The sequence below is a fragment of the Pustulibacterium marinum genome (assembly GCF_900116665.1).
Classification (GTDB): Bacteria; Bacteroidota; Bacteroidia; order Flavobacteriales; family Flavobacteriaceae; genus Pustulibacterium; species Pustulibacterium marinum.
Map to the genome: position 1 here is coordinate 202,780 of NZ_FPBK01000002.1, position 19,411 is coordinate 222,190.

A 19,411-nucleotide genomic window follows, 5' to 3' on the forward strand; every position below is an offset into this window, starting at 1 on the left:
CGACTAGTGGAAATATGTATAGAATAAAAAGGCTTGGTAGGGATTTTCGGAACATGGTTTTGGTTTATAACTATTGATTTTATTCGTAAAACTCGATTTCAACAATACGCAATTGGCCTTTGGCGTCGGCGGCTTTTTTGTCTTTGTACAAATCAAGCTCTTTTGTTGGGTCTACTTCTATAATTTCGTTGTAAGCATCAGCTTCGGTATTGGCACCGATCAATGCGATTTTGATAGCATCGGTTTCTACTTTTTCTAGCGGAATCGTAATATAACCCAAACTTTGCCAGGTTTCACCTTCAAATAAAACTTGGTTTTTTGCAGTAATGCGAATCGGATACGTTTTGGTGCGCCATCCGGTAAGTTTTATCACGCATTGACTTGCAGTTACGGGTTTAGCAAATTCATATTCAATCCATCCGGTGTTTATGTTGCCATCGTTGGTCCACTCGGTTAATTCGTTGTCATCGTAGGTATGATAAGTTTCCTTCTGATTTGCGCCAGCAGTAGCATTAGCGATATAAATAGTTTCTCTTTTTTTACTGTAAGAAGGCGTTTTTGGTGTGGGACCACGTTCTAAATTCAGCGGTAGATCTGCTCCCGGAAATTGTGTAGACAATCCGTTTGTAGATTCAAAAGGAACAGAATTCAAGGTAATTTGCGCCGATTTTAATCCTTTTGCTTTGGCTTTTAATTTGATTTTTCCAGCTTCAGTGGTAGAACGAAACATTACGCGATTGATACCGTTAATCACCGGTAATTTTTTCGAGAGAATATTGTTGTTGGGTCCATCAGCTAGTCCACCCAACCAATCAGCTTTTCCAGAAAGCTCAAAGGTGATTTCTGAATGATCTACAGGGCAACGATTTCCGTTTTTATCTACAACTTCTACATCTACCAAGGCAATATCTGCAGCATCGGCAAGCAATCCATTTGGAGCAGTTCGTAGTTGTAACCGAATTTCTTTAGGTTCACCGGCTGTTTTTTTAGTGCTTTCTGAAAGAATATTTCCATCAGCATCATAACTCACGGCTTTTAAAGTTCCGGGTTCAAATTGGATGTTTTCAAAAGTGAATAAAAATTGATGACTCTGTTTGCCACAACCAAGCGATTTTCCATTCAGAAATAATTCTACTTTAGCTCCCGTAGCAACTACATATTCATTCTTTACGGTACCTTCTTTGTAATTCCAATGTCCTAAAATATGTAAGGAATGTTCTTTAATATCTACCCAACCATTCCACATCACCTGATGCACAAAATAATTGTCTTTCGGAATACGCATAGGATCTACTTCACCACTAGAACGGTAATTTTCTTCACCACGATGATGCGTGTTCGAGTCTGAAAAAATGATATTAACGCCTCCCGAACTTACACGATTTCCGGTGCCGGGTCTGGCTTCAAAATAATCAAACCAACGTACTACATTTTCAATAGCGTGCGCATCTTGATTGTGATTATAAGAAGTGGCAGGATTTCCTTTGTAGAGCGGGCCGTCACCTTCTTCGTGAAAAGGTGGAGTGAACTCGTCCCAATATTTGCGCAAACCTTCGTCGCGCGAATATTCAGTTGCCCACATCGGGATGTCGGCGCTGTGATTAATGTATAACATTTCGCCACCATATTCCGCTTCTTGACTGTCGAGCATTTCCCTCGATCCAATTGCTCTACCGCCATAAGGATCAAAAGTGTTGCGAATGCTTTTCATTTCGTGCATATGCGGTTCGCTGATGGATTCATTTCCGCATTCGTAGAAAATAATACTGGGATTATTTCGGTTGTAAATGATGGCGTCGCGCATTAATTGAGTGCGCTGTTTCCAATGATCGCCTTTGCTGTCACCCTCGGAATCTCCGGCTGGCATTGCCTGAATGAGTCCGAGGCGATCACAAGATTCTACATCTTGTTTCCAGGGCGTGGTGTGCATCCAACGTACCAAATTGGCATTGCTTTCTAACATTAAATGATTGCTGAAATCGCTCATCCAAGGCGGAACCGAAAGTCCAACCGCAGGCCACTCATTGCTGGTGCGTTGTGCATATCCTTTCATTTGCAATACGCGATCGTTGAGGTATACCATCCCGTTTCTAAAAGCTGTTTTTCTAAATCCGGTTTGGGTTTTTACTTCATCAAGTAATTGGTTGTTTTCAAGTAATCTGGTTTTTACCGTGTACAAATAGCCGTAACCCCAACTCCAAAATTGAAGGTTTTCAATTGCTTTTTCAGCTTGAATTATTTTCTGTTCTCCAGGTTGAAATTGGACGTTTTCGGAAGCAAATTTTGCAATTTCGTTTCCGTCAGCATCTTCTAAAACAACTTCATATTGAAGTGTTTTGGCTTCATTTGATTCATTTTTAACTTCAGATTCAGCGTGAATCCTCGCTTTTTGATCGACAATATTGAAATCTTTCGCATACACATAAACTCCGGTTGTTTGTAAATTGGAGTAGAGTGGAAGCGTTTGATAAGTTTTCGCCGTGATGTGCAATTTTACATTTTTCGGAATACCGCCGTAATTGGCATTGAAGTTTTTATCGTTCCAACGATAAGTAGCATTAGTCGATTTCTGGCGATAATCCCACGAATTATCAATGCGTAATGCAATCACATTTTCTTGATTTCCGAATTTTATTTTTTCCGAAAGATCAAAACCAAAAGCCATTGTTCCGTTTTCGTGCAGTCCTATTTTTTCGCCATTCAGATAGATTTCTCCTCCTTGACGAATGCCTTCAAACTCAATAAAGACTTTTTTGCCTTCAAATTCTTGCGGAATTTTAAACGACTTTCGATACCAAACAATTCCGGTGGTGAGCTCTTCAATAGAAACCCGAAAAGCTTCTTCCTGATTGTAGGCGTGCGGCAAACTCACGCTGGTCCAATTGGCATCATCAAAATTCATTTGTGCTGCTTTTGGAACATCGCCTGTTTGAAATTTCCAATCAGGATTAAAATTGAATACTTGTCGGTCAAATCCTTGCGCATTCAATTTTAATAAACAACATAACAGAAGGATTAAGCTTGGTAATGATTTTCGGAAATGCATAGGCTTATTTTTTCGCTTCTTCCGGCAAATAAATATAATCGCGGATATAGCAATTTCTAATTTGCTCTAAGTTTTCGGCAACCGTTAAAGCATTCACTTCTGCACCTTCTTTGTTGGTGTGCGTATGGTCTTTTGGAAAATACGCTTTCACTTTATCTTTTCCCATAGCTTCGTATTTCAGCGCTACAGCATCATTCAGATTTACAAAAATGGCATCCATTTCTTCTGCGGCTTGTTTTGCTAAACCAGCATAATCGTCGTCATTACGCTCTACTTTATCTCCGTGCCAAATATTCCTAGGAACCATACTCAACACAATAGGAGTGGCGCCTTTGGCTTTGGTTTCTTCAATGTATTTTTTCATATACCAACCATAGGTGTGCACCACTTCGGTACTGTCGTTTCCAAAATCTACTATCTGCGTTTCATCGCCCATTCCGCGGATAGAACCACGATATTTTGGCGTATCAATATGTCCGCCATCGTTATGCCCAAATTGCATCAACACAAAATCACCTTCGTTTAGCGAATCTTTCACTTCGTCCCACAAACCTTCACCGCGATAGGTACGACTACTGCGACCTCCTCTAGCTTTGTTATGAATGCGAACTCGGGTAGTATCAAAATATTTTTCGAAAACAACACCCCAACCGGTAATACTATCTTTTCCATTATTTGCAACGGTAGAGTCTCCGATCAAGAAAATATCTTTCTTTTCAGGCAAATGCGTTTTTGGGTCTTTCAGTAAATATGCTTTCAAATCATTATCAGACGCAGCCAAACCTTCCGAAATTAAACTAGCCGAAAGCAGTGCTCCACGTGCCGAAGTATGCGTATGATCGCGTTTGTAAAAGTACGTTCCGGTTACTTTTTCTTCACCTATTGGATTCAAAGCGTTGACCATTCTTTCATTCAAATTGATGAAGGTAACGCCTTCTTCTTCGGCAACTTGTTTTGCCCAACCACCGTACGATTTATCGTTTCTAGACAATTTTCCGTCCGTCCAATCATTTCGAGGAATAGGAGACATAACTACCGGAATTGCCCCTTTTTCCTTGGCTTCTTTGATTACTTTACGCAAATACCAACCGTAAGAATGTACTATTTCGTGTTCGCCGGTAAGCATATTGTCAATTTCTTCGCTTTCTTCTCCAACTCCTTTAATTGTTCCACGCGCACGAGAATCATCGTTCAACGCACCGCTATCATTATGTCCAAATTGCAACAACACATAATCTCCTTTTTTTAGACTGTCTTTCACGGGCTCCCACAGACCTTTGCTCTGGAAAGTTCGGCTACTAGTGCCACCTAAAGCGTGATTTTCAATGGCAACTTTTGTAGTGTCCAGAAACTGATCCATATAATCACCCCAGCCCCAAAGTCCGCCATCACCTTTACCGCTACCATTTTTCACAGTAGAATCGCCGATGATGTAAACGGTGGGTTTGCCTTCTGGTTTTTGTTCACAGCTCACAAAGCTTGCAATAAGTAATAACACAGCAAATAACTTGGTTGTTTTCATTTTTTAGTTGATGTTTTTTGGGCGCATCCCTGTCGGGTCGGGCTGTTCGCTGTATCTTTTTTTGCCACTTGTTCAAGCAAAAAAAGGATGCCGCTGCCATCCCTTGCGCAGTTGGTTTATGTTATTTAGATGCTAGAGTTTAGTCTCTAGACTATCTTTAATTTTTTCATTTTTATCCTCTCGTGATTAACACGAAATATGATCAGGTTATTATTTGGGTGAGATCCTGAAACAAGTTCAGGATGACGATTTTGTTTCTTAATTTTTCACTACTAAAATCTATTCCTCAAAATCTCTAAAGTCAAACCATAACTTCATGGAAATACCATCATCACCATTTTTGATTCGGATGTTGGTTGGCTGACTACTTGGTCCTTGTTGTGAAAGCGGTTTGAAAGCGTGCATTCCCGGAATTTCGTACATAAACGAAATATTTCCTTCTGGGAAACTTGGGTGTGCTTTTGCTTTAGAGACTACATTTTTAGGTTTGTCTGGCGTAAATAAGCGCAAGAATAACTGATCTGATTCACTAAAAATTCTAAAAGTTTTGTCTTTCGCTTCTAGTTTTCCTGCAATGAAATTCGCGTGGTATCCTTTAAATTCTGGATAGATGAGATTTTCAAAACTTTCACCTGTAATGGTGTTGTTGTAGTCTTTGTCCCAAACATTGTATTCTACTCCGTCTAAACGGTTTTTCCAAACGCGGTACGGACCTTTTCCAAACCATTTGAAACCTTCAACAATCTCTTCCGGAAAGTCAAAAGTAAGTCCGAATTTACTAATTTCTCCCTGAAAAAATGCACCGTCAAAACCACTGTTGCGTCCGGCATTTTTCAACATAATAGCTTCCATATGCACTCTTCCGTCGTTGGTGATGGTCCATGTGATATGATCGATCCCACCATTGTAAAACACGGTAGCTACCGCATTTTCTTTGTTGTTTTTGATTTCAATTTTATCCACTTCTGCTTGCATCCCAATTGGGCGAGGCCCGTTTACAAATGGCATTTCACCTTTGGCGTTGGTGATTTTAGTAATTTCACCTGACTTTTTATCGAGCGTTATGCTTACGTTTCCGCCATTTAAAACAACTGAAGTTCCATTGTCTGTGGCGCTGGCTTTTTCTCCATTATTTTTTTGAATGAATTTTGCAGCAAATGCATCAGCGTGGTGAATTTTCCAGGTCCAGGTATAAATTTCTCTTCCGTACTTGTCGGTAGCTGTAATTTCAACCCAATCACCTTCAAAGAAATTGTCTTTTACAGGCATTTTCAACTTACGTGTTTCTCCCGGTTGAATGTCCGAAACTTCAAAATTACCTTTATAAATGGTTTGTACTTCAGCATCCACATACAAGAAATTTTTAGGTACCTGTTGTACTTTATAAGTGATGTTGCACTCATTCAAATTGGTAAATAAATAGGTGTTTTCAACTAAGAACTCACCATTAAAAGTTTGTGTGATCTGCAAGGGTTGAAACTGCATTGGCGCCCAAACTTCTTTCACAGCATAGAAACTGCCTTCTTTTTCGCGGTGTGGTCCCAAAGCTCCGTCGGGGGCTAAATTACCTTTAGAATCATATTTTTGTTCTCCTGTCCAATCGGTTCTTAAGACGGCTTCGTCACTAAAAACCCAAAGGAAACTTCCGGCAAAAAGCGGACTTTTACTGTAATGTTCCCAAAAATCACGCAATCCGGAACCAATTCCGTTATCGTACGTTCCGTGCATGGTTTCCGTTGGAAAAAATACATTTTCACCACTTCCAAAACGGTGCACTCCTGTTTGAAAAGTAGGGTAGTGGTGCGCATCCCAACCGTTGAAATCTGACCAAGGATGAATCACAATTCTGTTTTGAGGATCGTATTTTGAGAAATCATTATCTAATTCGTAATTCCAACCGCCTTCATTCCCTTGATCCCAAATAATCACTGACGGATGGTTGACATCGCGCTGAACCATTTCTTTGATCAACTTTTGTCCGGTTTCGGTGTCATATCCATTTTGCCATCCGGCTAATTCGTCTAACACAAAAAGTCCTAGCGAGTCACAAACTTCCAGAAAATGAGTGTCTGGCGGATAATGAAAACGCACCGCATTCATATTCATATCTTTGATGAGGTTTACATCTAGCAAGCTGATACGCTTGCTGGTGCTTCGCCCGGATTCTGGCCAAAAAGTGTGGCGGTTGATTCCTTTCATTTTTATTTTGGTGCCGTTCACGTAAATTCCATCACGCTTTCTGAATTCTAAAGTTCTAAATCCAATACGTTTTTTGATAGAATGTAAAACTTCTCCGTTTTTCTTAAGATCGAATTGCACCCAATACAAATTAGGATCTTCCGGATTCCACGGATTTATATTTTCAAACTGAACTGAAATTCGTTGTTTTTCAGTTTTTTTATCGAGTTCTTTTGTGAATTTTTTGAAACTCGAAGAAGAAGCACCATCTGCAATCAGCGAAATTTCAACTTCTGCATTTTTAGGAAGATTTTCAAACTCAAAATCGGCTGTTAAATTTCCATTTGCTTTTGCATCAATGGCCACGTGTTTGATGTTGGTTTTTGGTAAAATAGTTAACCAAACGGGACGGTAAATTCCGCCAAACAACCACCAATCAGCATAACGCTCGGCTCTATTTACATTATGATTTTCGGAATGTTTCCAAACGTGAACTTCCAATAGATTTTTTCCTCCGTAATTGATCAAATCTGAAATATCATAGCTGAATTCATAAAAACCACCCTGATGTTTTTCGCCGGCCAGTTTTCCGTTGATTTTCACTTCCGTATCAGTCATCGCACCACCAAAATTGATGATTACTTGCTGATTTTTATATTCCTGCGGAACTTCAAATTCATATTTATAAAAACCTTCTTCTTTGCTAGGTTCTTCCTGGTTCAATTCTTTGTACCAACGTCCGTAAGTGTAGGTTCCAAAGCCTTCGGTTTCCCACTGAGAAGGAACTCCTATTTTTGTCCATTCGCCTGAATTCTGTCCGTCGGTTACTTTAAAATCCCATGCTGTTTGATGCTCAAAATCAGGACCTGATAATAGGATTTTTTGCGTTTCCTGAGCAAACGAATTCAGCATAAAAAGAAGCGTAGCAGGTATGGCAAGTTTGGTTGTTTTTTTCATAGTTTAGTTTCCGTATGGTTTTTCGCTTTCAAATCGTGGACTCATTGGAAGTGTCCAGTCTGCAATTTGATTTGGTTTTTTAGGATTGTAATTTGGAATGTTTGGCTTTAAAAACTGAACCAATTCCAAGTGTTGATTTTTAATTTCCTGAACAATTGCCAACGCAATTTCATTGGCGCCAAATGTATTAAAATGTGTATTGTCTTCTAGTTTTTCGGTTTGTCCTGGAAAGGTGTTTGCCGGATATTGAACAAAGGCATTTCTTGAATTTTCGTCTCCCCAACTTTCGTACATATCCGTAGTTAGTTTGGTTAAATCTATCAACTGAACATTTAATTCTTTAGCTACTTTTCGCATCGCGTTAGGGAAATCACCATGGGTTGGCTTTAGTTTTCCGTTCTCGAAGAAGCGTCTTTGGGTAGGCGTTAACAATACCGGATTTCCGCCTTTTGCTCGGACTTTGGTAATGTATTCTTTCAATAAATTGGTATACAAACCATAAGCGCCGTTGCCTTCGCCCTTTATTTTTTCATCATTATGTCCAAACTCAATCAAAACATAATCCCCTTTTTTAAGTTCTGAAAGAATTTTTTCCAGGCGTTTTTGTCCTTTGAAAGAGGGGAGTGAAGCTCCGGAAGAAGCATAATTACCAACCACTGCTTTGTTGTTAATGTAATTGGTGAAAAATTGTCCCCAAGAAGCCCAAGGTTCCAAATCCTGGTCGGTTACTGTGGAATCGCCTGCCAAAAATAAAGTGGTAACACGGTTGAGCGGTTGAATGTTGATGTGTTCAATTGTAACTCCTTCAGAGAACTCTAAAGTAAGTTTGTTATCCCAATTTAAAATTCCAACTTCTCTTGATTTTAGTTCCATTTTATAGTTGGCGCCGTCAATCTCGGTATAGTGTAAATGTACATTGAAGGTGACCGTTTCTTTAGTGCCAGCCGGAATTTGTAACTGATCTATCATTAATCTTCTAGATTCTGCTTTTACGGTGACTTCTGATGTTTTTTCAGGAGCACAAAACGTGATGGAAATTTGATAATTATCTTCCGGAAGATTTACAGAAAAATAGGTGGGTGCTGTTGTTGTAGCTCCATTTTCGGAGAATAAGATGTCTTTTTCTGTTTGAAAATCGAAACCAAATTTTTGATTATCTATGTATGAAACACCTGATGTTATGTGGTGATCTGCTTTGTTTTTTGTTGTAAATGAAAACGTTTGCGATTTTACGCTAAAAGTTGTTAGCAGTAACAAAATGCTTAGGTAGCGATACATCATTCTGAAATATTGAAAGTTTAAAGCTAAGATATTATTTGCAGAAAACCCAAGCATCCTGTACTATGATGATTTTTGTTAGCTATGGCATGTAGAATACTTCTTTTAGCGGAATTGCCACGGGCGATTTGTCTGCATTGGTTTCCATAATATCGGCCATGTATTGCCACCATTTTTGCATAATAGGATGTTTTGGTAAGTTATCAGAAGTGTGGTTTGTTTTCAATTCCTGAACTCCAAAAAGTGTTAAGGTTTCTTCGTCTAGAAATATGTGGTAGTTGGCAACTCCAGCTTCTTTTAAAAGAGTTGAAAGTTCTGGCCAAATTTCGTCATGGCGTTTTTTGTATTCTGCTTCAAAACCTGGTTTCAATTGCATTTTAAAAGCAACGGTTGTCATATTATTTTATAGGATTTAGGTTAATAGATACGTTTTTATTTCTATCGCAACTAATTACGCCGTTGGTATACGTAAGCGCTGCAATTTGAATAACACTTCTTCGGGTATTGTGATTGTCTATTCCATTGTTTTCAGGAGTTCTTCCCGGGTGTGTAAAGTAGAAAATATAGGCTTTATCGTCCTGAACAATTACATCTGCGTGACCTCCTTTTACGGCATCATCCTTGCCTGTTCCCGGAGTTTCCAGAATTCTTTTTTCCTGAATATGCCAATGTTCTAAATCATCTGATTGAAAAACGGAAAGTCCTTTCCAGGAATCAATAATCATCCAGTTAGTTCCTTTCCATTGAAAAATTTTAGCCCCTTCGCCTCTTGTATCAATTACTTTTTTTCCGCAGTCTTTCCAATCATACAAATTAGGACTATCGGCATAATACATAGATTTGTTATCATTTTCATTGTTGTAATACATGCGCCAGTTTCCGTTGGGTAATTGAAATACACTCGCATCTATACAACGCTCAGAAGCAAGTGTTAGTTTTGACTGAAATTTCCAATTGGTTAAATTCTTAGAAGTGTAATGAGCTATGAATCTTGGATGATACCAACCTTCGAAAATACCGGGAACAATGGTAACATACATGTGGTAAAGACCTTTATGATATACAACATCTGGTGCCCAATAGGTGATTTCATTTTCAGGAATTTCATTGAAACCTTCAAAAGTACAAGTGCCTTCGTATTTCCAATGTGCTCCGTTAATAGAGCTTGCCATACCAATTTTGGTGCCGTGAACCCAAGCCACACCACCCAGATTTTCTGTTTTAGCTCTACGGTTGGTGTAGAACATAAAATACTTGTTTTTATTTCTGTTGAATACAATAGCAGGGTCTGCAGCACCATCTTCTATAGGATCTACAAAAATGGGTTTGTCGGCTTTAAAACCGTGTTGTGCAATAGCTGATAAAGTTGCAATGCAACAAAAAAGTGTAAGTAGTTTTTTCATCATATTATTTTAGCGGAACATTAACGTTTGGGGTGTCTTTGTTAAATTCGGTTTCTAATTGTTTTTTAAGGTGCTCAGCAATTTCCGGATGTGTTGTAATCACATTTTCGGTTTCGGTAGCATCTGTTTCAATATTGTATAATTCAAATTCTGTAGCAGCATTCAGATGTCTGGTTCTAATTAATTTCCAGGGTTTTTCAATATAGCTTTCCTGAAGGTGTCCCCGCACATAAATAGCATGATTGTTGACTTCTTTAGAATTTAGCATGTTTTTAATAGAGATGCCTTCTACATTATTAGGAAGGTTTGCTGCTGCAAAGTCAATAAATGTAGGCATTATATCGGTAACGGCTATGTAATTATTGTTTTTATGATTTTTAAAATGATTTTTCCAATAGACAATGGCAGTTACACGAATGGCGCCTTCGTAATTACTTTTCTTAAAATCTCTGAGCGGAAAATTACTTCCTAGACTGTCATTTGGACCGTACTTTCCATTGTATTGTGTGGTAGGATACCAATTTTCCTGAGCACCATTATCACTCATAAAAAGTATGATGGTATTTTCTAATTGATTTGATTTTTTGAGTTTGTCTATAATTTTTCCAAAGGAGGCGTCCATATGCGCCATGGCTGCAGCATAATCTCTTCGACTTTTATTTTGAATGAATTCATATTGAGATGTCCATTTTTCTGGTTCTTGAAGTGGAATGTGCGGAGCGCTGTATGCTACTTGTAAAAAGAAGTTTTTGGTAGTGTCGCGCTGTTGTAACCAATCAATAGCTTCTTTGGTAATAAGGTCTGTGGCGTGACCTTCTTCTTCAATCAATTTGCCTTGTCTGTACCAACTTGGGTCTCCATTTTTATAATGATGTGCATATTGATCTATTTGTCCGTGCAAAAATCCGTAAGAGTAATCAAAACCGTATGCTTTTGGGCCACTTTTGGGTTGTAAGCCTAAATGCCATTTGCCCATAAGGGCCGTTTGGTACCCTGCTTTTTGTAACATTTGTGGAAGTGTAGCAATAGAATCGGGTAATGTTTTTTCACTTCGACCGCTAATAGGGGCTACAATTCCCATTCTACTGGCAGGCATTCCGGTAAGCAGACTAGCTCGGGTGGGAGAGCAGGTTGGGTTTACATAGAAACGCTCTAATTGTATGCCGTTGTTAGCCAATGCATCAATGGTTGGAGTTTTAATTTCAGATCCATGAAGACTTATATCGTTCCAGCCGGCATCATCAGTAATTACAATTAAAAAATTAGGTTTTGTGGTAGGTAGTGTACTTTCAGTTTTTACTTTTTCACAACTTGTAAAGAGCAGTAAAACAGATGTGAGTACCCCAATATATGTATGTGTTAACAATGGTTTCATTAAAAGTATCTTATAACTAAAAAGGCAATAAGATCTTCTAGGAAGATCTTATTGCCACTAACCAAATATAAAACAGCATGAGTATGCTAATTCTCTAAATTAATATCCCGGATTTTGAACCTCTTCACGTTCTTCTTGTGATAGTGGTTGTCCGTTAGATTGCAGTGCATCTATATAACTTTGCGGAATAGGTCTTAGTAAGAACTTTTCGGCAACGTTTGCTGCTGCATCGGGGTTAAAAGCTTGTGCTCTTTGTACCAGTGTTTCTGTTCTACTAAGGTCTACCCATCTGTGGAATTCTCCCATTAATTCACGAGCTCTTTCGTTTAAGATATAGTGAATAAACATTTCTGGTTTTGAACTAACTCCCGAAGGATAAATTTCTTCATTAGAGGCTGTAGTACCCGGTGTAAATACATCTTCGGTAATGGTCATTTCATTTTGTGTACTTTCCATGGTACTATCATCAATATTTTCAGCTAAATAATAAACCCAACCTCTGTCTTCACCAGCTTTATAGGCTGCTCTTTCACGAACTTCGTTAATGAGATTCACCGCTTGACTGTAATTTCCCATTCTACCGTATGCTTCTGCAGCAATTAGATAAGTTTCAGAAAGTCTGGCAATAATACCATCTCTTGTTCCTTTTGCATCGTTATAATTGGTGCGGAAAGGGTCTAAATATTTTGAAAGAGAAGGATAGGTGCTAATGTCCCAATCTGTAGTTGCACTACCTGATTCGTTGAAAGAATATCTTGCCAAAATAAGTGGTGCATAACTATCTTTAAAATCCTCTGTGAACCTTGTATCATCTTCTTCATTAATTATGTAAATAGCAGCAGTATCACCTACACTAAATTTTAATTGCCCTACTAAATCTGGACTAGGAGCATTTTCTGAATCCCAAACAGGAACATTATTGGTATTTTGTGCAATGTAAGAGGTTTGGAAGCTTTTGTAGAATCTACTATCATTTTTGCGATCAAAAACGTCTAAGCCATATTCTGTTGGTCGTAAACGTTGAAATTCTCTTCCATCATTTAAGTTTCTTGTCATTCCTGGAAAGAATCTGTATACCGATAAAAAGTATAAGTGGGTTTGGTTACCATATCTACCTAAAAGTGACTGATTGTTATCAAATTGAGCAGCAAGAATGATTTCAGAATTTGTTTCGTTTGGACCATTTACTGAAGTATACTCAAAAAGGTCATTATAATCTGACGCTAATGAATTTGGAGAGTTTTCTATAACCTCCATGGCATAATCAGCAGCGTTTTGAAGATCACTAGATTCAGTTATGTCAGCATTCAACTCACTAGCTCTTGTTAAATATGCTTTGGCTAAAAAATGTTGAGCAGCAGCTTTGGTAATTCTACCTTCTTGACTTTCAACTTCTGGAAGCAAATCAACAGCAGTAGTTAAATCGGCAATAATCAAATCGAAAACCTCTGCTTTTGTAGCACGTGGAAAGTCTGCAATATCAGAAGTAATTGGATCTACAGAAATTGGAACTCCACCAAATTGTGTTACCAATTTATAGTAGTCAAATCCGCGTAAAAAATAGAGTTCACCCAAACGAGTATTGCGAAGCGTTTCGTTGGAATTTGCAAGTACCGTTGGAATTTTTGAAATACCAATGTTCTGCAAATTGATTTGGGCATACATATTATCCCAGTATGGTTTTAAGTTCGCCGTCTCCAGGGAGTTTAGATTTCCGGAATAGGTGTTGTAATGCACATGATTGGTTCCTGCAGCATTGGTAAACGTATCTGTTCCGTAGTTTGTAAGGGCATAGGACCATTCATAGTTAAAATGAAATCTTAGACCTTCATAAGCACCGTTTACAAGTTCTTCAATACCTTCAGGAGTATCGTAACGTTGTTGTGTAAGTGTAGCAACCATTTCTTCTTCCAGAAAGCTTTCAGAACAAGAAGCTAGTGCCGATAAAATGAATATGCTGTATATAAATTTTTTCATGATATTAATATTCTTATCAAATTAATTATAGCGTAAGATTTAATCCGAAAACAAGATTTCTTGTCGTAAGTGATGTGTTGTTTCCGCCAAAGTATGAGTCAGGATCCATAAAATCTGTTTTAGCATATAGCCAAGGATTTATAGCCTGTACATAAACTTTAAGGTTCGATATTCCGTATGGATCCAATTTTTCTTTAGGGAAATTGTATCCTAAAGAAACGTTTCTTAGTTTGATGAATGATCCGTCTTGGTAGTTCATAGAACTGTAGTATAGCGGCACACCTCCATTATTATAATCTGCCGCGGGATATGCGTTGGTAGGATTATCTGGAGTCCAATAATCTACTGCTCTATGAACATATTGCCCTTGTAAATCAACCGCACCACCAGTTACAATGTAATCCCATCTAGAAAAGAAGAACATGCTTAAATCCCAATTTCCGTAAGAGAAAGTATTGGTAAAACCACCAGTATACTTTGGTGTAGATGTTCCAAGAATTTGTCTATCGTTTTCAGCATCTATAATACCATCACCATTTACATCTTCTACTCGAATGTCTCCAGCTTCAAAATCATGACCATTAGCATTGAAGACTGCCATTTCATCGGCATCTTCAGTTTGCCAAATACCTATTTTTTTGTAATCATAGTAAACCGAAATTGGTTGTCCAATGAAACGTAAGTTGTTAATATCATCTACTTTACCATTCACTAGTTCCACAATTTCATTTTGATTGGTTGTGAAAGTAAGGTCAGATGTCCAACGGAATTTATTGGTTTCTACATTTACGGTGTTTAAAGTAAGTTCAAAACCTCTATTTCTTGTTTTTCCTGCATTTACGGTAATAGAACCGTAACCTGTTACCGAGTTTGGAGACTTGCTTAAAAGGATATCATTTGTATTGGCGATGTAATAATCTACAGAACCTGAAATTCTACTTTTTAGGAGTGAAAAATCAATACCTAAGTTAATCTGTTGTGTTTTTTCCCAACCTAAATTTGCATTTGGAATACTACCGGTACTAGTTCCTTTAGGATCTCCAGTTACATACCCACTTGCTGGTGTACTACCAAAAACATACGGTAACCTAATGAGACCTCCTGCAGTTCCGTATGCCCCAACTGCGGCATTACCTACGGTACCATAACCAAGTCTTAGTTTTAATTGTTCAATAGTGTTATTGTCTTTTAAAAAGTTTTCTTCCTCCATTTTCCAAGCCAGTGCCAGCGAAGGGAAGAAGTCCCATTTATTACCTTCACTAAGAACCGATGCTCCATCAGATCTACCGGTTACGGTGATCAAGTATTTATCCATTAAGTTATAATTGATACGAGCCATGTACGAGGTAAGTGTATTTTTAGAATAACCAGATCCCCAACCATCTAAAGCACCATTATTTGTAGAACCTAGATTGTGCCATAACTGACTATCATATGGTAAATTACTGGCAACCATAGAAGAGTTTTCAGTTTTATAGCGCGATGCACTTTGTAATAATGTTACACCGATTTTATGATTCTTATTGAATTCTTTATCATAGAAAACTTGATTTTCTAAAGTCCAAGAAATGGTTTCTGTTTTGCTGGATCTTGCATAGTTTGTTGATGATGAAGAACCACCACCGCGTAAACTGGATTCCGCAGATTGAAATTGACCATTACGGTAATTAGCAACGTCTGGGCCAAAAATAGTTTTGAACCTTAAACCTTCCATTAAGTTAATTTCAGCAAAGAAACTACCAAACATTCTGCTTGTGGTGTTTTCATTAATGGTGTAATCATAATCTCTAATTGGGTTAATGATATTTGGGTTACCTCCTGGGTTAAAAATGTATTCGCCATCTTCATCATAAGGTAAAGCCCAAGGTAACATGCTTAAAGCAGCACCATAAAGTTGAGAAGAACCTCTAGAACCTCCTTGTGCATAACCATAATTTTGTACGCTGTAAATAGCATTGATGGTACCACCAAGTTTAATCCAATCAGTTGCTTGTACTTGTAGACTTACTAAACCAGTATAGCGTTTATAATCTTGGCCTTTGATACTTCCTAGTTGGTCTAAATATCCTCCAGAAACGTATCCGCTCATTTTTTCAGTACCTATGTTTGCACTTAAGTTATATTGCTGCATCATTCCAGTTTGCGTCACATAGTCAACCCAATCTGTAGTTTGAATATTATTACCATTGTATACTGGAACTTGAGAAACTCCCCACAGAGCTTGTTCTTCTGCAGTAGTACTTCGCATTTCAGGAATTAGATTATCTCTATCGATAAATGTATATCCATTAGCGATATTGTTAAATGCGGTAGCATCAGCTCCAAAGTATTGGTAGTCAAGGGAAGGATCCGCATATTTAATGGTGTTTCCGCTTCCGTCTACATACAATCCGGCATAGCGTAAGGCATCTCTTTGGTATTCTAAAAAGTCTCCCGCATTCCAGTAATCAGCTCTGTTATGAATGTTTTCAAAAGTGACCGAAGTATCAAAATTTATTTGAGTTCTTCCCTCTTTACCTTTTTTGGTCGAAACGAGTACTACACCATTTGCACCTCTAGAACCATAGATGGCTGTTGCAGAAGCATCTTTAAGAATTTCTATAGATTCAATATCACTTGGATTCAACATTTCTAATCCTCCTGATTGTAAAGGAACTCCGTCTACTACATATAAAGGAGAATTTCCTCCTGAAATAGAACGACTACCACGAATACGGATAGAACCAATTTGTCCAGGACGTGAGTTAGATGAAATGTCAACTCCGGCTGCTTTACCTTGAATACCTTGCAAGGTATTCTGAACTGGAAAAGCATTTAGATCCTCAGCCGAAACTTGTGCAATTGCACCAGTAACATCACTTTTCTTTTGAGTTCCATATCCAATCACTATGACTTCATCGAGTGCATTGGCATCTGTCGTCATTTGAATATTGAATGTAGTTTGATTTCCAACTGTTTTTTCAATAGATCTCATTCCTACGAATGAAAACACAAGAACATCTCCAACGTTTGCGTTGATCGAGAAATTTCCGTCAAAATCAGTTTGTGTACCGGTTTTGGTACCTTTAATAATAACGTTTACACTAGGCAGTGGAACGTTGCTCTCATCTGTAACTGCTCCAGTAATTGTTTTTTGTTGCGCTGTGGCACTAAAAACAACTAAAAGCAGAAGAAAAAACAGATTTTTTCTTAACAACTTATTTTTCATTTCAAAGTCTATATTATGGATTTCTACTTCAAAAGTATTTTTTAAAATTTTGTTAACTATCCTGTACTATACTGACATTACATCATTTTCGATTAATAAAAGGGATGATTTATTGAATAAATGGTAATTCAATATACGTTATGTCTAGTATGGAAGAATGTGAAGCAATGTTCTGGAAGTAGAATAACTAATGTTGAATAAAAACAAAAAGATGACAGGTCACAAAAGTAACCAGTCATCTCTATAATGAAAGCTAACCAATAAAAACCCTTATAATTATTTAAGCAACTTTATGAAGTAAAGATAAAAAAGGTACAACGTTTTCGTATCCTGTACATTCCTGTTTTTAAAACATTTTTTTTAAACCTTCCCATTGAACGTTCCAGTTTCCATCTTTAGGAAATCCCGGATTTTTGATTTCAGAACCATCCCATCCGGCGCACATTAACGCAATAGTAGTGAGTAAACCTCCATTTCCAGGTAAATATAAAGTCAAACGTTCTTCTTGATAGTTATGTCCGTTGGGCAAATAGGTGTTGGTTTGCACGCCCATAAACAAGGCGTCAATGGCTTTTTCGGGCATGCCTAATCGGGTGGCTGTCATGGCCGTCATAGGAAAATCCCATCCCCAGGTATCTTCCCAAGTCCAAACATTCCAAACTTTGTCAAATGTTTGTTGCATAATTTGTTGGTTGAGTAGGGGAGTTTTGGGTAGCATGCCAAAAGTACCTAAAACGGAAGGATGATCTGTTAAATATTCAGCATTGGTATACGAATCCTTAGCAGAAGCCGTAGCCAAATATATAGTGTCTTGAACGGGTAACGAACTCATATGTGTGGCAACTGTAGCCCATTTTTCAGGTACTTTGGCTCCTAAGCGTTCTTTCCAAAGCATGGCGGTTTGCAATGCCCATTGCCAGTAGGCTAACTCATAGGTAGGATTGTAAGTTTCCATTTTAGGGAAACGTTCTTGAGCAGGAATCACGCCCGGACCTAAATCATAACTATTGGTTTCCGGATTGAAATGCGCAAAAGATGCCATAAAATCTGCTGTAGCAAAGACGCGTTCAGCATACATTTTTAAAGTTTCCGAAGTAGGTTGATCTCGGTATAACAATTCGGCATACGTGATAAAATGCGGTTGTTGCCATACCAAAAATGCACCCACGGAAGACGGACCTTCATTTCCGTACGGATCGGTCATTTTTTGCCATCTGGCGCCTTCAAAACCCTGTCTTTTAGCTAATTCTTTGGCTTTGTAAAACACCTTCTCATACCAAGGAAGTGTTTGTGCTAAATATTCCGAACGTCCCCAAAGCGGAAAATGTACGCCATGCCACCAGTGCATTTCTAAATGCGGTTTTCCGTACCAGCTGTTGTAGGTGAGTCCGGTTTCTTGCGGAGGCATTTTTCCGGTACATTGCAGCTTGGTCAAGTATTGCGAAAGTACCACTCTGCGCTCTAATTCAAATGCGCGTTTGTCTTTACAATCTGAAAAATCTACAGCGGCGCCGCTTTGCCAAAAAGCTTCCCAGTTGGTTGTGCTATGTTGTTTGATGGTTTTAAAATCAGTATCATGTATTGCTTTTTCTGAAAACTCACAGCTGAAAGCAAATTCTTTTCCTTTCTTCGGAATTAATTCAAAATACTGAGCACTTTTTTGCTGCAATTTAGCTTTGCCGTCCCATTGAAAACCAATATGGTATTGTAAGGAATCCATTTGATGTAAAATAACAGCTTCACTTTTTTTGTTGGAAGTAATGCTAGAAGTATAATCTAAATCATCGGCTTGGTAACGTGTTCCAAAATCTTCCCAACCTCCTGTAGGATATGGAATTCGAAGGGCGATTTTTAAGCGGTCTTCAGCTATTAAATCTGATGCTACATGAACTCCAATCACATCATTTTCTTGATGACAGGCAGTGGTTACTTTTACCGGAGTTCCTTCAATCTCAAAAGAACTCGTGATAATTCCGGTCCAAAGATTTAGTTGTTGGTGTATGTTTTGAAGATCGGAAGGCTTGGCAATGCTTCCATCTTTTTTGATGATTTCAAAACCTAAATTTCCCAATTGCACCCGGTGCGGATTTGCTCTAAAATAGTTGACGGCTTCTCTGGCATGAGCCGGAGTTTTGCGTTGTGTGGCATAACTGATAGTTCTACCGTATTGCTCGAAATTAACCAGTGTTTCTTCAAAAGTGTAATTTTCGGTATTCGGGTAACTGTCCCAGCCCCATTCAGACTCGGTTCCTAACGGAATTCCTTTTTCATAAAATTCAGGAAATGTTTGCAAACCGGTAGCATCTACGGTGAAAGCAAAAGCACCGTTTCCAACACTCAAAGAGGCCAGCGTGTCTATTTTTGTAAGTTCAACGTTATGCCTGCTCACGACTGATTTTCTATCAATTTGTGCGTGTAAACAGCTAAAGCTGAATACCAATATGCTAAGTAAGTTGATTTTTTTCAT

General features: G+C 38.3%; 10 protein-coding genes. All 10 read right to left on the bottom strand.

The window, feature by feature from the left end:
• Window positions 1-79: 79 nt before the first annotated feature.
• Entirely contained in the window at window positions 80-3,046 is a 2,967-nt protein-coding gene (locus BM383_RS05400; protein WP_093023795.1) for a DUF4982 domain-containing protein, read from the bottom strand.
• Between the two features lie 4 nt (window positions 3,047-3,050).
• Window positions 3,051-4,568 (bottom strand): rhamnogalacturonan acetylesterase, encoded by a 1,518-nt coding sequence (locus BM383_RS05405; RefSeq protein WP_093023797.1) that lies wholly within the window; start codon window positions 4,566-4,568, stop codon window positions 3,051-3,053.
• A 279-nt stretch (window positions 4,569-4,847) separates the two neighbouring features.
• A complete protein-coding gene (locus tag BM383_RS05410; protein ID WP_093023799.1) occupies window positions 4,848-7,703 on the bottom strand; it encodes a glycoside hydrolase family 2 TIM barrel-domain containing protein in 2,856 nt (951 codons plus the stop codon).
• 3 nt (window positions 7,704-7,706) lie between these two features.
• Window positions 7,707-8,984, bottom strand: coding sequence for a rhamnogalacturonan acetylesterase (locus tag BM383_RS05415; protein WP_093024066.1), 1,278 nt, complete (start codon window positions 8,982-8,984; stop codon window positions 7,707-7,709).
• A 79-nt stretch (window positions 8,985-9,063) separates the two neighbouring features.
• Window positions 9,064-9,378 (bottom strand): L-rhamnose mutarotase, encoded by a 315-nt coding sequence (gene rhaM / locus BM383_RS05420; RefSeq protein WP_093023801.1) that lies wholly within the window; start codon window positions 9,376-9,378, stop codon window positions 9,064-9,066.
• A gap of 1 nt (window position 9,379) precedes the next feature.
• Window positions 9,380-10,384, bottom strand: coding sequence for a family 43 glycosylhydrolase (locus BM383_RS05425; protein WP_245766532.1), 1,005 nt, complete (start codon window positions 10,382-10,384; stop codon window positions 9,380-9,382).
• 4 nt (window positions 10,385-10,388) lie between these two features.
• Entirely contained in the window at window positions 10,389-11,759 is a 1,371-nt protein-coding gene (locus BM383_RS05430; protein ID WP_093023806.1) for a sulfatase-like hydrolase/transferase, read from the bottom strand.
• 99 nt (window positions 11,760-11,858) lie between these two features.
• Window positions 11,859-13,736: a RagB/SusD family nutrient uptake outer membrane protein gene (locus tag BM383_RS05435; protein ID WP_093023808.1), complete on the bottom strand. Its 1,878-nt coding sequence runs from the start codon at window positions 13,734-13,736 to the stop codon at window positions 11,859-11,861.
• Between the two features lie 25 nt (window positions 13,737-13,761).
• Window positions 13,762-16,944, bottom strand: coding sequence for a SusC/RagA family TonB-linked outer membrane protein (locus tag BM383_RS05440; RefSeq protein ID WP_093023810.1), 3,183 nt, complete (start codon window positions 16,942-16,944; stop codon window positions 13,762-13,764).
• Between the two features lie 346 nt (window positions 16,945-17,290).
• Window positions 17,291-19,411, bottom strand: a complete 2,121-nt coding sequence (locus BM383_RS05445) for a hypothetical protein (protein WP_093023812.1) — start codon at window positions 19,409-19,411, stop codon at window positions 17,291-17,293.